Here is a 14,981-nt window from a genome sequence, read left to right as displayed (position 1 = left end):
CGTGTGCGGCGCCGCTGCGGGGGCTCCGCCCCCGAGCCCCCGCGCCTCAAACGCCGGCGGGGCTGGTTTTTGCCGGCCTGAGTGGGCGGGTGCGGCTGGGAGGAAAGGGAGTTGCGTGCGAACGCCGCGCCCCACGACAGTGGCCGGATGACCGACAGGCAATCGCTGATCGTTCGGCCCGCCGGGCCCGGGGACGCGGAGGACATCTGCGGCCTGCTCAACGCCGTCGACGTGATCGAGATCGGGCGGCCCGAGACCGACCTCGGTACCGTCGAGGCCGACCTCAACCACCCCGACGTCGACCTGGCCACCGACTCCTGGCTCGCCTTCCAGGACGGCCGGCTCGTCGCCTACGCCTTCGTCTGGAACGACTCCGGGCCGGGCCGTGTCGACGGCGACCACTACGTGCTGCCCGGCCATCCCGAGGCCGCCGTCCGGCTGCTGGAGCTCATGGAGGCCCGGGCCCGCGAGCTGGACGGCGGGGTCCCGCAGGGCCGGCTGCGGCTGCAGCTCAACGTCAAGCCCACCCTCGACCTTTCGCTGCTGACCGGCCGCGGCTACCGCAGCGTGCGCCGCTACCAGGTCATGACCCGTGCCCTCGCCCCGGCCGCCGACCTGCCGCCGGCCCCGCCGGAAGGGCTCGCGCTGCGCCACTGCGGCACCGACGAGGCCGACCGGCGCCGGGCCCACGCCCTGGTCGAGGAGACCTTCGCGGCCCACTTCGGCCACGTGGAGCGCGCGTACGAGCCCTGGCTCGACCACCTCGACGCCCGCGGCCTCGACTGGTCGCTCGTCTGGATCGCCTCCCTGCCCGGCGAGGGCGACGTGGCCGTGCTCCTGACCCGGGACGACCGTACGAGCATGGGCTGGTTCAGCCACCTCGGCGTACGGGGGGACCTGCGCGGCCGCGGCATCGGCGGTTTCCTGCTGCGCCACGGCTTCGCCGCCTACGCGGCGCGCGGCCGCGACACGGTGGGCCTGGGCGTGGACACCCACAACGAAACCGGCGCACTCGCGCTCTACGAGGCGCACGGCATGCGCCTGCACTACGCCGTCGACACCTGGGAGCTGCCTTTGCACTCGGAGGGGTGACAGGCGCGTGACGCGAGGGTGCAATTGGGCCAACCGGGAGTGTGCGATCCCTCACATGGGGTGACAGTGACCCCAAGCAAGTCTCGGGATCCCTAGGAGGCACTCCATGCGCGGAGCCACCCACGCCAAGTGGGCCGCATGTGCGGTGGCCGTCGCCCTCGCGGCGACGGCCTGCGGCGGCGGAAGCGACAGCGGCGGGGGCGGTGGCGGCGGCGCGGGAATCGTCAGCTCCTCGTGGGGTGACCCGCAGAACCCGCTGGAGCCGGCCAACACCAACGAGGTGCAGGGCGGCAAGGTGCTCGACATGCTCTTCCGGGGGCTCAAGCGCTACGACCCCAAGACCGGCGAGGCGAAGAACTTCCTCGCGGAGAAGATCGACACGACCGACAGCCAGAACTTCACCATCACGCTGAAGGACGGCTGGAAGTTCAGCAACGACGAGCCCGTCACCGCCCAGTCCTTCGTGGACGCCTGGAACTACGCGGCGGACGTGCGCAACAAGCAGAACAACGCCCCGTTCTTCTCGGACATCGTCGGCTACGCGGACCTGCACCCGGCCTCCGGCGAGCCCAAGTCCAAGACGATGACCGGCCTGGTCGTCAAGGACCCCAAGACGTTCACGGTCGCGCTGAAGTCGAAGTTCTCCACCTGGCCCGAGACCCTCGGCTACCAGGCCTTCTCCCCCCTGCCCAAGGCCTTCTTCACCGACCACGCCGGCTGGCTCAACAAGCCCATCGGCAACGGCCCGTACACGGTGGACTCGTACACCAAGGGCACCGGCATGAAGCTGCGCAAGTGGGACGCGTACCCCGGTGAGGACAAGGCCCAGAACAGCGGCGTGGACCTCAAGGTCTACACGGACAACAACACCGCCTACACCGACCTGATCTCCGGCAACCTCGACCTCGTCGACGACGTGCCCGCGCAGCAGCTGAAGAACGTGCAGAACGACCTCGGCGACCGCTACATCAACCAGCCGGCCCTCATCATCCAGACCCTCACGTTCCCGCTGTACGACCCCCAGTGGAACAAGGAGGGCATGGAGAAGGTCCGGCGCGGCATCTCCATGGCGATCAACCGCGACGAGATCACCAAGCAGATCTTCCGCGACACCCGCACCCCGGCCAAGGACTGGACCTCGCCCGCCCTCGGCGACAAGGGCGGCTTCAACTCCACGCTGTGCGGCGACGCCTGCAAGTTCGACCCCGCCGCGGCCAAGAAGCTCATCCAGGAGGCCGGCGGGCTGCCCGGCGGCAAGGTCACCCTGACCTCCAACGTGGACACCGGCTCGCACCGCGACTGGATGGACGCCGTCTGCAACAGCATCAACAACGCGATCGGCGAGGGCCCGGTCTGCACGGTCAACCCCATCGGCACCTTCGCGGACTTCCGCAACCAGCAGAGCGCCTTCAAGCTGACCGGCCCCTTCCGCTCCGGCTGGCAGGCCGACTACCCGCTGATCCAGAACTTCCTGGAGCCGCTGTACTACACCGGCGCCTCCTCCAACTACGGCAAGTTCAGCAATCCGGACTTCGACAAGCTCGTCGACGAGGCCAACCAGGAGAGCGACGCCGCCAAGGCCATCGGGAAGTTCCAGGACGCCGAGAAGATCCTCGCCGAGCAGATGCCGTCCATCCCCCTCTGGTACCAGAACGGCAGCGCCGGCCACTCCGAGCGGATCTCGGACGTCGCCCTGAACCAGTTCAGCGTCCCGGTCTACAACGAGATCAAGGTCAGCTGACCCGCCCGACGGATCGATCCTGGAGCAGTCCATGGGACGTTATGTGATCCGGCGGCTGCTCCAGATGATCCCGGTGTTCATCGGCAGCACGTTCCTGATCTTCTTCATGGTGTACGCGCTCGGCGACCCGGTCGCGGCCCTCTTCGGAGACAAGGCCCCCGACCCCGCCACCGCCGCCCGCATCCGCAAGGACCTCTACCTCGACCGGCCCCTGTGGGAGCAGTACCTCCACTACATGGGCCAGATCTTCCAGGGCGACTTCGGGACCGCCTTCAACGGGCAGAAGGTCACCGAACTGATGGCCTCGGCCTTCCCCGTCACCCTGCGCCTGACCATCGTCGCGATCCTCATCGAGATCCTGGTCGGCATCACCCTCGGCGTGATCAGCGGACTGCGCCGCGGCAAGGCCATCGACACCTCCGTGCTGGTCCTGACGCTCGTGGTCATCTCCGTCCCCGTCTTCGTGACGGGCTACGTGCTCCAGTTCGTCTTCGCCGTCAAATGGCACTGGGTCGAGCGGGCCAGCGTCTCCGAGGGCGCCCCCCTCGACGAGCTGATCCTGCCCGGCGTCGTGCTCGCGCTCGTCTCCCTCGCCTACGTCACCCGGCTCACCCGCACGTCCATCGCCGAGAACGTCAAGGCCGACTACGTCCGCACGGCCGTCGCCAAGGGCCTGCCGCGCCGCCGGGTCATCACCCGCCACCTGCTGCGCAACTCCCTGATCCCGGTGGTCACCTTCATCGGCACCGACATCGGCGCCCTGATGGGCGGCGCCATCGTCACCGAGCGGATCTTCAACATCCACGGCGTCGGCTACCAGCTCTACCAGGGCATCCTGCGCAACAACTCGCCCACGGTGGTCGGCTTCGTGACCATCCTCGTCATCGTCTTCCTGGTGGCCAACCTGCTCGTCGACCTGCTCTACGCGGTCCTGGACCCGAGGATCCGTTATGCCTGAGCCCGACCCCGAGCGCCCCGAAGCACCCGCCGGCTACGACCCCGTCGGTCCCCGCCCGCGCGAGGCGATGTCCCCCACCGGTCAGGGAGGAGCCATGGACCTCGCCCTGGAGGAGGCCGAGAGCGTCGAGGGCGTAGAGAAGGTCCACGGCGGGACCGGCGGCCCCGGCCCGTCCGGCAAGGCCCGCTCGCTGTGGTCGGACGCCTGGCACCAGCTGCGCCGAAACCCCGTCTTCATCATCTCCTCGCTGATGATCCTCTTCCTCGTGATCATCGCCATCTGGCCGCAGGCCATCGCGAGCGGCGACCCCCTGCACTGCGAGCTGTCCAAGTCCCAGCAGGGCCCCGCCCCCGGCCACCCCTTCGGCTACGACACCCAGGGCTGCGACGTGTACACCCGTACCGTCTACGGCGCCCGCGCCTCCATCACCGTCGGCGTCTGCGCCACCCTCGGCGTCGCCCTGCTCGGTTCCGCGCTCGGCGGGCTCGCCGGCTTCTTCGGAGGGTGGGGCGACGCACTCCTGTCCCGGGTCGCCGACATCTTCTTCGGCATCCCGGTCATCCTCGGCGGCCTGGTCTTCCTGTCCGTCGTCACCAGCACCACCGTCTGGCCCGTGGTCGGCTTCATCGTGCTGCTCGGCTGGCCGCAGCTCGCCCGCATCGCCCGCGGCTCGGTGATCACCGCCAAACAGAACGACTACGTCCAGGCCGCCCGGGCGCTCGGCGCCGGCAACGGCCGGATGCTGCTGCGGCACGTCGCCCCGAACGCCATCGCCCCCGTCATCGTCGTCGCCACCATCGCGCTCGGCACCTACATCGCCCTGGAGGCCACGCTGTCCTTCCTCGGCGTGGGCCTGCGACCGCCCACCGTCTCCTGGGGCATCGACATCTCCAACGCGGCCACGCAGATCCGCAACGCCCCGCACATGCTGCTCTATCCGGCGGGCGCGCTCAGCCTGACCGTGCTCGCCTTCATCATGCTCGGCGACGCGGTGCGCGACGCCCTCGACCCCAAGCTGCGCTGAGGAGCCCCGCACATGCTGCTCGAAGTCCGCGACCTGCACGTGGAATTCAAGACGCGCGACGGAGTCGCGAAGGCGGTCAACGGCGTCGACTACGCGGTGGACGAGGGCGAAACCCTCGCCGTGCTCGGCGAGTCGGGCTCCGGCAAGTCGGTGACCGCCCAGGCGGTGATGGGCATCCTCGACATGCCGCCCGGCCGGATCGCGGGCGGCGAGATCCTCTTCAAGGGCCGCGACCTGCTGAAGATGAAGGAGGACGAGCGGCGCAGGATCCGCGGCGCCGACATGGCCATGATCTTCCAGGACGCGCTCTCCTCCCTGAACCCCGTGCTGAGCGTGGGCGCGCAGCTCGGCGAGATGTACGAGGTCCACCGCGGGATGTCCCGCAAGGAGGGCAGGGCCAGGGCCGTCGAGCTGATGGACCGGGTGAAGATCCCGGCCGCGAAGCAGCGGGTGGGGGACTACCCGCACCAGTTCTCGGGCGGCATGCGCCAGCGCATCATGATCGCGATGGCGCTGGCCCTGGAACCCTCGCTGATCATCGCGGACGAACCGACGACGGCCCTGGACGTCACCGTCCAGGCCCAGGTGATGGACCTGCTGGCCGAGCTCCAGCGGGAACTCAACATGGGCCTCATCCTGATCACCCACGACCTGGGTGTGGTCGCCGACGTCGCCGACAAGATCGCCGTGATGTACGCGGGCCGGATCGTCGAGGCGGCCCCCGTCCACGAGATCTACAAGGCACCCGCGCACCCGTACACGCGCGGCCTGCTGGACTCCATCCCGCGCCTCGACCAGAAGGGCCAGGAGCTGTACGCCATCAAGGGCCTGCCGCCGAACCTCCTCGCCATCCCGCCCGGCTGCGCCTTCAACCCGCGCTGCCCGATGGCCCAGGCCGTCTGCCGCACGGACGTGCCGCCGCTCTACGAGGTGACCGAGTCGCCCGTGCCCCGGACCAGCGCCTGCCACTTCTGGAAGGAGTGCCTCCATGCCTGAGTCCCTTCTCGAAGTGAAGGACCTGGTCAAGCACTACCCGCTCACCCAGGGGATCCTGTTCAAGAAGCAGGTCGGCGCGGTCAAGGCCGTCGACGGGGTCTCCTTCGAGCTGCGCGCCGGCGAGACGCTGGGCATCGTCGGCGAGTCCGGCTGCGGGAAGTCCACCGTGGCCAAGATGCTGGTCAACCTGGAACGGCCGACCGCGGGCGCGATCTCGTACAAGGGCGAGGACATCACCAAGCTGTCCGGGCGCGCCCTGAAGGCCGTCCGCCGCAACATCCAGATGGTCTTCCAGGACCCGTACACCTCGCTGAACCCGCGCATGACCGTCGGCGACATCATCGGGGAGCCGTACGAGATCCACCCCGAAGTCGCCCCGAAGGGCGACCGGCGGCGCAAGGTCCAGGAGCTGCTGGACGTGGTCGGCCTCAACCCCGAGTACATCAACCGCTATCCGCACCAGTTCTCCGGCGGCCAGCGCCAGCGCATCGGCATCGCCCGCGGCCTGGCCCTGCGGCCCGAGGTCATCGTGGCCGACGAGCCGGTCTCCGCCCTGGACGTCTCCGTCCAGGCCCAGGTGATCAACCTGCTGGAGCGGCTGCAGGACGAGTTCCACCTGTCCTACGTCTTCATCGCGCACGACCTCTCGATCGTCCGGCACATCTCCGACCGGGTGGGGGTCATGTACCTGGGCCGGATCGTCGAGATCGGATCGGACACGCAGATCTACGACCACCCCACCCACCCGTACACACAGGCACTGCTTTCGGCCGTGCCGGTGCCCGACCCGGAGGCCCGCGCCCACCGCGAGCGGATCATCCTCTCCGGCGACGTGCCCTCCCCGGCCAACCCGCCCTCGGGCTGCCCCTTCCGCACGCGCTGCTGGAAGGCGCAGGAGCGGTGCGTGGTGGAGGTGCCGCTGCTGACGGTCCCGCCGGTGTTCCCCTCGGGTCCGGCGGCGCACCCCTCCGCCTGTCACTTCGCGGCGGAGAAGCAGGTCGTGCCGCCCTCGGAGCCGCCGCCGGCCCCGCTCACCAAGCGCTGACGGATCGATCATTTTTCGCCACCCGCGGATATGCCAGCCAACACCGTTTACGCGGGGGCAACTTGACCGTTTCTGCCCCGAGATCTGGGGCATGCAGCCTGGGTGACGTACGGCCGTGCGGGTGCCGACAGCCGGCCGGAGGGGCGTACGGGCCTCCGGCCGGCCTCCCCCGTGACCCTGCCCATGCGCGGCGTGCGCCCCTTGTGCTGCCGGATTTCGACCGATGCGCTGGCACGGAAAGTTATGATCCGTAGCGCACGGTGGGTATGACTCTCGCCGAGCACGAATACGCGTACCGATGTCCGCTCGACGTGGAGGTGAAACGCCGTGGCACTCTCGATCTCGGCCGTGGTGCTGCTGGCGATCGTCGTCTTCCTGCTGGTCCGGAGGTCGGGCCTGAAGGCGGGACACGCGGTGGTCTGTGTGCTCCTCGGTTTCTACCTGGCGAGTTCCACCATCGCCCCCACCCTGAGCCAGCTGACGTCCAACGTGGCCAGCATGATCAGTGGGCTCAAGTTCTGAGCCGTGCCTCGTAGGCTGGCCCCATGAACGGTCTCCCCGCCCGTCGTCTGCTCCTCGTGCACGCGCACCCGGACGACGAGTCGATCAACAACGGCGTCACCATGGCCAAGTACGCGGCCGAGGGCGCCCATGTCACGCTGGTGACCTGCACCCTCGGTGAGGAGGGGGAGGTCATCCCGCCCGGCCTCGCCCACCTCGCGGCCGACCGCGACGACGCGCTCGGCGCCCACCGCGTCGGCGAGCTCGCCGCCGCCATGGCCGAACTGGGCGTCACCGACCACCGGTTCCTCGGCGGCCCCGGCCGCTTCCGGGACTCCGGGATGATGGGCGCCCCGCAGAACGACCGCCCCGAGGCCTTCTGGTCCGCCGACGTGGACGAGGCCGCCGCCCACCTCGTGGAGGTGATCCGGGAGGTGCGCCCGCAGGTGCTCGTCACCTACGACCCGGACGGCGGCTACGGCCACCCCGACCACATCCAGGCCCACCGCGTCGCCATGCGCGCCGCCGAACTCGCCTCGGAATCCGCATACCGGCGCGACCTCGGAGAGCCGCACGCGATCGGGAAGATCTACTGGAACCGCGTGCCCCGCTCGGTGGTCGAGGAGGGCTTCGCCGGGCTCCGCGCGGCCGGAGCGGCCTTCCCCGGACTGGCCTCGCCGCAGGACGTGCCCGGGGTCGTCGCCGACGAGCGGATCACGGCCGAGATCGACGCCCCCGAGGAGTTCGTGGCGGCGAAGGCGGCCGCCATGCGGGCCCACGCCACCCAGATCGCCGTGGACGGGCCCTTCTTCGCCCTCTCCAACGACCTGGCGCAGCCGCTGTTCACCCGGGAGTACTACGAACTCGTCGCGGGCCTCCCGGGCGTACCGGCCGGCGAACGCGAGCACGACCTCTTCGCGGGGGTGGGTGCGTGAGCACGCCGATCACCCCCGGGCGGATCGCCGCCTGCCTCGGTCTGCTGATCGCGGGCGGACTGACCGGTGCGGCCGGCTGGCTGGTGGTGGACCTGTGGTTCCCCGGCGGCCTGGTGCTCGCTCTGCTCGCCGTCCTCGGCCTGTTCCTCGGCGGGCGGATCGCCCTCGGGGTCGGGCTCGGAGTGGGCGGCGCGGCGGCCGGCTGGTTCCTCTCGTACGTGGTGCTCAGCCTCCCGCGCCCCGAGGGGGACTTCCTGCTCACTTCGTCCGGAATCGGTACGTACGCCTACCTTTTGGGGGGAACGGTCTTCGCTGTGATCTGCGCCACGATGCGCGGCCCGCTGGACCGGCCGGTTTCGGCCGCCCGGCCCGTCAAGTGACGTGGTGTCGGACCCCGTCGGGGGACCGGCCGAGGGGGGCGCGCGGGGGGCTCGCGGGGCGCTCGGGCCCCATCGGGCGGGGGCTATGAGGAACCCCTGATTCCCGGGGGTCAGTTGCGTACGGGCGGCGGCCAGTATGGTGGACGGGCCGCCGAGCTGCCCGCGCACGGTATGACGGGCGGCGGAGCCAACCGGGAGAACCTGCCTTGAGTCGTGAAACTGACAGTTCGTCCTCCGGGCCCCAGGGGCGCGGTGGAACCGCGTACCCCTCGGGTACGCCGCCGTACGGAACCGGCCAGTACCCGTCCACGGCTGTGCCGACCGGCCCGGGCGCGGCGAACACCCCGGAGGAGAACTCTGTGACCTCGAAGCCGTCTACGCCCGATGCCGACGGGCCCAAGACCGAGACCACCCTGACGACCCGGATCCGGATCAACATCCCGGGTTCGCGGCCGATCCCGCCGGTGGTCGTCCGCAAGGCCATGGGCGCCGGCTCCGACTCGGCGGGTGCCGAGCCCGAGGCGGGCCCGACGGCCCCGCAAGGGCCCGAGCCGACGCCCGGAGCCGCGTACGGCGGCCCGGGGCAGGCGTCCGCCCCGGCGCTCGCGCAGCGGCCGAAGCAGCCGCTGCCGACGCGTATCCAGGCCGAGGCGGAGCCCGCCCGGGAGCAGGGCGGCCCGGCCGGGGCCGAGGGGCCCGCCAGCAACTGGTTCGCCCCGCGCAAGGCGCCCGCGCCGGCTCCGACGCCGCCGGCCGCTTCCCCGGCTCCGGGCACGGGCCCGGGCCCGGGAGCGGGCCCTGCCGGGCCTCCGGCCCCCGTCCCCGGCGCCCGGGTGGGCGCCCCGCAGCCGCCGGCCGGGCCGGGCGCGGGCTTCCCGCCGCCCGTACACACGCCCGCCCCGCCGGTCTCCGACTTCAGCCAGGGCTTCGCCCAGGCCGCGGCCCCCGCGGGACCGCGCCCCGGCGTGCCCGGCGGCCCCGGTGTCGGGGCGACCCAGGGCTTCCCGGTGTACGGGGCCGGCCAGGACGACACCGGCCCCGTCACCGAGGCCTTCCCCGTCTACGGCACCCCGGGCGACGGCACCCCTGCGGGCCCGGCGGGCCCCGCGGGCCCCACGGGCGGCCCCGGCTACGGGGCCGGCCCGCTCGGCGCCCCCCGCCCCGACGAGGCGCCGCGCTGGCCCGGCCCCGAGGTGCCCGGACCGAACGCGCTGCGGCCGTCCGTGTCCGACGCCGACCGGCCCGAGCCCGCGGCCCCCCGCCCCGTGCCGGCGCAGCAGAAGGCCACCTCCGCCAAGCCCGTCAAGAAGGGCCGCTCCAAGCTGGTCCTCCTCGGCGGCGGCCTCGTGGCCCTCGTCGCCGTGGCCTACGGCGCGGGCCTGCTCCTCAACCACTCCGACGTCCCCAAGGGCACCACCGTGCTCGACGTCGACATCAGCGGCAGCCGCGACGAGGCCGTGGCCAAGCTCCAGACGGCCTTCGGCACCCGCGCCGCCGCCCCGCTGCAGCTCAGCGTCGGCGGCAAGCAGGTGGAGCTGAAGCCGGAGAAGGCCGGCCTGACCCTGGACAGCCAGACCACCGTCCGCAACGCCGCCGGCAGCGACTACAACCCGGTCACCGTCATCGGCTCCCTCCTCGGCAACGAGCGCAGGGCCGACGCCGTCATGCCCGTCGACGAGGAGAAGCTCCAGGTCGCGCTCCAGGAGCTCGCGGGCACCGCCGGCACCGCCACCGAGGGCACGATCAAGTTCGACACGGGCAAGCCCGTGGCCGTCCCGGGCACCCCCGGCACCACCCTCGACGCCGACGCCTCCGTCGAGAAGGTCACCCAGGCCTTCCGCGACATGGTCGCCACCGGCAAGTCCGCCGTGGTCGAACTGCCGGTCACCACCAAGTCGCCGGCCATCGACGAGGCCGAACTGAACCGGGCCATGAAGGAGTTCGCCGAGCCCGCGATGTCCGCCAACGCGGTCGTCAAGGTCGGCAGCAAGTCGATCGCCTTCGGCAGCAAGTCCCTGCCGAAGATCCTCAGCATGCAGGCGGTGGACGGTCACCTCGTCGAGAAGTTCGACCTGGAGGCCCTGAAGGAGACCTACGGGAACACCTTCGACGGGATCACCATCACCCGCGGCACCGGCGCCAAGACCGCGGTCACCCCGCAGGACATCGCCGGCGCCCTCGGCAAGGCCCTGCGCGGCAAGACCACCGCCGAGCGCACGGTGGTCGTGGACACGAACGCCGCCTAGCCGCGGCGCCGCCGCCGCACGGGGCTCCGCCCCGGACCCCGCGCCTCAAACGCCGGCGGGGCTGGGATTTGCTGCGCAAATCCAGCCCGCCCGGCGTTTGAGGGTACGGGCGCGGAGCGCACGTACGCAGCGGCTACCGCCAGATGACAGTCGCAGCCCCCGCCGCATGACATCTGTCATCCGGCACCCACGACGGCCGACACTGCCGCCCAACCCCCCGGCCAGGGGAATCTTGGGCCATGACGACAACCACCGCGCCCCGCACCGCGACGGAGCCCACCACCCACCCAGTGGTCCGCTTCGAGAACGTGACCAAGAGCTACGGCACGGTCCGCGCGGTCGACGGCCTCTCCCTCGAACTCCACCCGGGCGAGACCGTCGCGCTCCTCGGCCCCAACGGCGCCGGCAAGTCCTCCACGCTCGACCTCCTCCTCGGCCTGCGCCCCGCGGACTCCGGCTCCGTCCGCCTCTTCGGCACCAGCCCCCGCGACGCCGTCGCCGCCGGCCGCGTCGGCGCGATGCTGCAGAGCGGCGGCCTCATGGAGGACGTGACCGTACGCGAACTGGTCGCGCTCGGCTGCTCCCTGCACCCCCGCCCGCTCCCCGTGGACGAGGTGCTGGCCCGCGCCGGAGTCACCGAGATCGCCGGCCGCATGGTCAACAAGCTCTCCGGAGGCCAGGAGCAGCGCGTCCGCTTCGCCCTCGCCACCGCAGGGCGGGGCGACCTGATCGTGCTCGACGAGCCGACCACCGGCATGGACGTGACCGCCCGCCAGGCCTTCTGGGCCACGATGCGCGAACACGCCGCCCAGGGCCGCACCGTGCTCTTCGCGACGCACTACCTGGAGGAGGCGGACGCCATCGCCGACCGGGTGCTGGTCCTCAACAAGGGCCGGCTCCTCGCCGATGGCACCGCCGCCGAGATCAAGGCCAGGGCCGGCGCCCGGAAGGTCTCCTTCGACCTGGACGGCCAGGACGCCGTCGACGAGCAGGTGCTCCGCGCCCTGCCCGCCCTCACCGCCTACGAGCGGCACGGCGCGACCGTACGGCTCCAGACCGCCGACGCCGACGCGACCGTCCACGCCGTCTACGCGCTCGGGCTCTACCCCCGCAACCTGGAGGTCGCGGGCCTCGGCCTCGAACAGGCCTTCATCGCCCTCACCGAGGAGGCCGCCAAGTGAACACGCTCATCAAGCTCGAAATCACCCGGGCCCTGCGCAACAAGAAGTACCTCTTCTTCACCGTGATGTACCCGGCCGCCCTCTTCCTGATGCTCGGCGGCACCCTCGACGGCACCACCAAGGTCATGGGCACCGAACTGACCATGCCCGCCTTCTACATGGTCGCCATGGCCTCCTTCGGCGCCCTGACCGCCGTCCTCATGGGCAACAGCGAACGCATCGCCAAGGAGCGCGAGAAGGGCTGGGTCCGCCAGCTGCGCCTGACCGCCCTCCCCGGCCGCGGCTACGTCCTCGCCAAGACCGCCAGCGCGGGCGTCCTCTCCCTCCCCTCCATCCTCGTCGTCTTCGCGGTGGCGGCCGCCGTGAAGGACGTACGGTTCGACGCCTGGCAGTGGCTCGCCCTCACCGGCGCCATCTGGGCCGGCAGCCTGGTCTTCGCCGCGCTCGGCGTGGCCATCGGATACCTGGCCAGCGGCGACAACGTCCGCCCCATCACCATGCTGTTCTACTTCGGCCTGTCCATCCTCGGCGGCCTGTGGATGCCCACCGCGAACTTCCCGCAGTGGCTGCGGAACATCTGCGAGTGGCTGCCGACCCACGCCTACGCGGGCCTCGGCCAGGCCATCGAGCTGGGCGGCGCGCCGCACCTCAAGGACGTGGCGATCCTCGCCGTGTACTTCGTACTGTTCACCGGTGCCGCCGCCTGGCTGTACCGCAAGGACTCTCTGAAGGCATGAACCCGTGGCGCTGAACCAGGAAGACGAAGACCGGGCGGACCTGGGCTTCCCCGAGATCGCCAAACGGCCGGAGAACCGCCGCCAGAAGGTGGTGAAGGCCTGCTGGATCAGCATCTGGCTCTTCTACCTGAGCGCACCCGTCACCGACCTGATCAGCGGCGGACACAGCCTCGGGGCCCGGCTGCTCGGCGGCCTGGGCCTCGCCGCCTTCGTCTCCTGGTACCTGGTGCTGGTCTTCCGCACCGTCCGGCAGATGGCCGTCCCCCAGGTCCTGGTCTCGGTCGCGGTGCTCTCCGCGCAGGCCACGATCCTGTCGCTGACCCTGGGCCGCGAATGGCTCGTCCTCTTCGTCTACGTGGCCATCTCCTCCGGGGCCGCGCTGCCCCCGGAGATCTCCCGCTGGACGGTGCCGGGCGCGACCGCGCTCATGACGGTCACGGCCCTGGCGGTCCCGGGCGGGGACGCCTATCTCGCGGGGCTGCTGATCCCGGCCCTGATGGGCGGCTTCGCGATGGTCGGCGTCGCCGCGCTGCTGCGGACCACCATCCAACTGCGCGAGGCCCGGGCCACGGTGGCGCAGCTCGCCGCCAACGAGGAACGGCTGCGGATGGCCCGGGACCTGCACGACCTGCTCGGGCACTCGCTGTCGCTGATCACGCTCAAGAGCGAGCTGGCGGGCCGGATGCTGCCCGGGCAGCCGGAGGCCGCCGCCCAGCAGGTGGCGGACATCGAGCGGGTCAGCCGGCAGGCGCTGGTCGACGTACGGGAGGCGGTGAGCGGGTACCGGCGGCCCACCCTGCCCGGTGAACTCGCCGGTGCCCGGACGGCACTGGCGGCGGCGGGCGTCGTGGCCGTCCTGCCGCCCGAGCCGGCGGACGAGCTCCCGGAGGAACTCTCCGAGGAGGCGGAATCGGCGCTGGCCTGGTCCCTGCGCGAGGCGGTCACGAACGTGGTCCGGCACAGCGGCGCCAAGCGGTGCACGGTCACGCTGACCGACCGGCAGACCCTGGCGGGCCGGTTCGTGGAACTGACCGTGGCGGACGACGGATGCGGTGACGCGGCGGCGCCGCCCGGCAACGGCCTGACGGGCCTGACGGAACGCCTGGAAGCGGTCGGCGGCACCCTGTCGGCGGGCCCGGCGGGCAAGACCGGCTTCCGGCTGGTCGCGCGCATCCCCCTAGGATCGGACTCATGACGGCAGCAGCCCCCATCCGCATCCTCCTGGCGGAGGACCAGTCGATGGTCCGCGAGGCCCTCGCCGCACTGCTCGGCCTGGAGCCGGACATCGAGGTCCTGGCGCAGGTCGCGCGCGGTGACGAGGTGGTGGCGGCGGCGCGGACGCACGACGTGAACGTGGCCCTGCTGGACATCGAGATGCCGGGCATGACGGGCATCGAGGCGGCGGCGGCCCTCCGGGCGGCGCTCCCGTCCATCCGGATCGTCATCCTGACCACCTTCGGCCGGCCCGGCTACCTGCGCGGCGCGATGGAGGCGGGCGCCTCCGCGTTCCTGGTGAAGGACGCCCCGGCCGCGCAGCTGGCGGCCGCGGTGCGCAAGGTCCTGGCGGGGGAGCGGGTCATCGACCCCACCCTGGCGGCGGCGGCCCTCGCGGAGGGCGCGAACCCGCTGACCGACCGCGAACGGGAGGTGCTCCGGGCGGCGGAGTCCGGCGCCACGAACGCCGAACTGGCGGCGCGGCTGCACCTTTCCCCGGGGACGGTCCGCAATTACCTCTCGACGGCGATCCAGAAACTGGCGGCACGCAACCGCGCCGAGGCCATACGGGTGGCCCGCGACAAGGGCTGGCTCTAGCCCGCCCCTGGGGCTCCGCCCCACCCCCGCCCCGTTGACCGGGCGCGCCACCGCTCCCGGGGGCCCGCCCCCGGACCCCCGCTCCTCAAACGCCGGAGGGGCTGACTGCCTCCGGCGGCGCCTCAATCGCCGGCGGGGCTGGATTGTGCCCGGCGAGGCTGGATTGTGCCCGGCGGGGCCGGATGGTGCGCCTGGGCGCAAGGTGGCGCTACGCGCACTTGACGGCTGAGGCCGGCCAAATCCAGCCCCTCCGGCGTTTGAGGAGCGGGGTGCGGGGCGGAGCCCCGGCTCCTGGAGCCGCACTGGCGCGCTCAGGCGGCCACCTCTCGCCCC

14 protein-coding genes are annotated in these 14,981 nt (G+C 71.7%); all 14 read left to right on the top strand.

Features of this window, described 5'->3' with window-relative positions:
• Nucleotides 1-147: 147 nt before the first annotated feature.
• The 14 genes from ACFTXQ_RS26695 to ACFTXQ_RS26630 all read left to right on the top strand — a co-directional run bounded on the left by ACFTXQ_RS26695 (nucleotide 148) and on the right by ACFTXQ_RS26630 (nucleotide 14,648).
• Nucleotides 148-1,092: a GNAT family N-acetyltransferase gene (locus tag ACFTXQ_RS26695; RefSeq protein ID WP_382644969.1), complete on the top strand. Its 945-nt coding sequence runs from the start codon at nucleotides 148-150 to the stop codon at nucleotides 1,090-1,092.
• Between the two features lie 106 nt (nucleotides 1,093-1,198).
• Nucleotides 1,199-2,833, top strand: a complete 1,635-nt coding sequence (locus ACFTXQ_RS26690; RefSeq protein WP_382644967.1) for an ABC transporter substrate-binding protein — start codon at nucleotides 1,199-1,201, stop codon at nucleotides 2,831-2,833.
• A gap of 31 nt (nucleotides 2,834-2,864) precedes the next feature.
• Nucleotides 2,865-3,791 carry an ABC transporter permease gene (locus ACFTXQ_RS26685; protein WP_382644965.1) on the top strand — a complete coding sequence of 309 codons (927 nt, stop codon included), beginning with the start codon at nucleotides 2,865-2,867 and terminating at the stop codon, nucleotides 3,789-3,791.
• Nucleotides 3,784-4,815 carry an ABC transporter permease gene (locus ACFTXQ_RS26680; protein WP_382644963.1) on the top strand — a complete coding sequence of 344 codons (1,032 nt, stop codon included), beginning with the start codon at nucleotides 3,784-3,786 and terminating at the stop codon, nucleotides 4,813-4,815. The genes ACFTXQ_RS26685 and ACFTXQ_RS26680 overlap by 8 nt, the downstream gene beginning before the upstream one ends.
• Before the next feature lie 12 nt (nucleotides 4,816-4,827).
• Nucleotides 4,828-5,811 carry an ABC transporter ATP-binding protein gene (locus ACFTXQ_RS26675; RefSeq protein ID WP_382644961.1) on the top strand — a complete coding sequence of 328 codons (984 nt, stop codon included), beginning with the start codon at nucleotides 4,828-4,830 and terminating at the stop codon, nucleotides 5,809-5,811.
• Nucleotides 5,804-6,856: an ABC transporter ATP-binding protein gene (locus ACFTXQ_RS26670; RefSeq protein ID WP_382644959.1), complete on the top strand. Its 1,053-nt coding sequence runs from the start codon at nucleotides 5,804-5,806 to the stop codon at nucleotides 6,854-6,856. The genes ACFTXQ_RS26675 and ACFTXQ_RS26670 overlap by 8 nt, the downstream gene beginning before the upstream one ends.
• Nucleotides 6,857-7,183: 327 nt before the next feature.
• Nucleotides 7,184-7,378, top strand: coding sequence for a hypothetical protein (locus tag ACFTXQ_RS26665; RefSeq protein ID WP_053677094.1), 195 nt, complete (start codon nucleotides 7,184-7,186; stop codon nucleotides 7,376-7,378).
• A 23-nt stretch (nucleotides 7,379-7,401) separates the two neighbouring features.
• Entirely contained in the window at nucleotides 7,402-8,292 is an 891-nt protein-coding gene (mshB, locus tag ACFTXQ_RS26660; protein WP_382644957.1) for an N-acetyl-1-D-myo-inositol-2-amino-2-deoxy-alpha-D-glucopyranoside deacetylase, read from the top strand.
• Nucleotides 8,289-8,672: a DUF6113 family protein gene (locus ACFTXQ_RS26655; RefSeq protein WP_382644955.1), complete on the top strand. Its 384-nt coding sequence runs from the start codon at nucleotides 8,289-8,291 to the stop codon at nucleotides 8,670-8,672. Before mshB ends, ACFTXQ_RS26655 begins: the two co-directional genes overlap by 4 nt.
• A gap of 359 nt (nucleotides 8,673-9,031) precedes the next feature.
• A complete protein-coding gene (locus ACFTXQ_RS26650; RefSeq protein ID WP_382644953.1) occupies nucleotides 9,032-10,918 on the top strand; it encodes a peptidoglycan binding domain-containing protein in 1,887 nt (628 codons plus the stop codon).
• A 239-nt stretch (nucleotides 10,919-11,157) separates the two neighbouring features.
• Nucleotides 11,158-12,099 carry an ABC transporter ATP-binding protein gene (locus ACFTXQ_RS26645; protein ID WP_382644951.1) on the top strand — a complete coding sequence of 314 codons (942 nt, stop codon included), beginning with the start codon at nucleotides 11,158-11,160 and terminating at the stop codon, nucleotides 12,097-12,099.
• Nucleotides 12,096-12,836, top strand: a complete 741-nt coding sequence (locus ACFTXQ_RS26640; RefSeq protein WP_382644949.1) for an ABC transporter permease — start codon at nucleotides 12,096-12,098, stop codon at nucleotides 12,834-12,836. Before ACFTXQ_RS26645 ends, ACFTXQ_RS26640 begins: the two co-directional genes overlap by 4 nt.
• Before the next feature lie 4 nt (nucleotides 12,837-12,840).
• Nucleotides 12,841-14,031, top strand: coding sequence for a sensor histidine kinase (locus ACFTXQ_RS26635; protein WP_382644947.1), 1,191 nt, complete (start codon nucleotides 12,841-12,843; stop codon nucleotides 14,029-14,031).
• Complete coding sequence (locus ACFTXQ_RS26630; RefSeq protein WP_382644945.1) at nucleotides 14,028-14,648, top strand: DNA-binding response regulator; 621 nt, start codon at nucleotides 14,028-14,030, stop codon at nucleotides 14,646-14,648. Before ACFTXQ_RS26635 ends, ACFTXQ_RS26630 begins: the two co-directional genes overlap by 4 nt.
• The last annotated feature ends 333 nt before the right edge of the window (nucleotides 14,649-14,981 follow it).

This window comes from Streptomyces sp. NPDC057010, from assembly GCF_042673805.1.
In the GTDB taxonomy this organism is placed as follows: Bacteria; Actinomycetota; Actinomycetes; order Streptomycetales; family Streptomycetaceae; genus Streptomyces.
The sequence above is the reverse complement of the archived record's forward strand: the minus strand, read 5'-3'. Positions and strand labels throughout refer to the sequence as shown.

Excerpts from the sequence above, each read along its gene's own strand:
- ACFTXQ_RS26695 (WP_382644969.1), top strand. The coding sequence starts at position 148 with ATGACCGACAGGCAATCGCTGATCGTTCGGCCCGCCGGGCCCGGGGAC.
- ACFTXQ_RS26690 (WP_382644967.1), top strand. The coding sequence starts at position 1,199 with ATGCGCGGAGCCACCCACGCCAAGTGGGCCGCATGTGCGGTGGCCGTC.
- ACFTXQ_RS26685 (WP_382644965.1), top strand. The coding sequence starts at position 2,865 with ATGGGACGTTATGTGATCCGGCGGCTGCTCCAGATGATCCCGGTGTTC.
- ACFTXQ_RS26680 (WP_382644963.1), top strand. The coding sequence starts at position 3,784 with ATGCCTGAGCCCGACCCCGAGCGCCCCGAAGCACCCGCCGGCTACGAC.
- ACFTXQ_RS26675 (WP_382644961.1), top strand. The coding sequence starts at position 4,828 with ATGCTGCTCGAAGTCCGCGACCTGCACGTGGAATTCAAGACGCGCGAC.
- ACFTXQ_RS26670 (WP_382644959.1), top strand. The coding sequence starts at position 5,804 with ATGCCTGAGTCCCTTCTCGAAGTGAAGGACCTGGTCAAGCACTACCCG.
- mshB (WP_382644957.1), top strand. The coding sequence starts at position 7,402 with ATGAACGGTCTCCCCGCCCGTCGTCTGCTCCTCGTGCACGCGCACCCG.
- ACFTXQ_RS26645 (WP_382644951.1), top strand. The coding sequence starts at position 11,158 with ATGACGACAACCACCGCGCCCCGCACCGCGACGGAGCCCACCACCCAC.
- ACFTXQ_RS26630 (WP_382644945.1), top strand. The coding sequence starts at position 14,028 with ATGACGGCAGCAGCCCCCATCCGCATCCTCCTGGCGGAGGACCAGTCG.